Raw genomic sequence first — 431 nt, 5'->3', positions numbered from 1 at the left:
CTTTTGTACTCTCTTGCATCGCTGGTAGGGCATCAATTGCCAGTTGATTACCCGCATCATCAATGGCATACAGCTGTACGCTTACAGGTGGGACGCCATGAAGATGGGCATTGTCGAGCAAATTACGCACGAGGTGGGTGAGAAGTTTGGCTTGCCCTTGGATGATAACGTGACCACCCGCAAAGCTAGCTTGTGGGTAGTGCTGAATCTCGTTTTTAATTAACTCATATAAATCGACGTCTTCTACTTTCTCTATCGCATGACCGGCATCCATACGACTGACGAGCAAAATACTTTCCACCAAATCATTAAGACCCGTCAAATCACGGTTGATGGCATCAGCACGTTTTTGTACTTTATCTTGTATCGTTTTGTCAAACTGACTTGCCAGCATCGTCATCATTTCAACTTGTAGACGAATACGGGTAATC

General features: G+C 45.0%; 1 protein-coding gene. It reads right to left on the bottom strand.

Features of this window, described 5'->3' with window-relative positions; genetic code table 11:
• Window positions 1–431, bottom strand: a 431-nt coding sequence (locus M3175_RS26100) for a sensor histidine kinase family protein (RefSeq protein ID WP_251524616.1), incomplete at both ends; no start/stop codon positions are given.

It is taken from the genome of Robertmurraya korlensis, assembly GCF_023715225.1.
Lineage (GTDB): Bacteria > Bacillota > Bacilli > Bacillales > Cytobacillaceae > Robertmurraya_A.
This window is presented reverse-complemented; position numbering and strand designations above follow the sequence as displayed.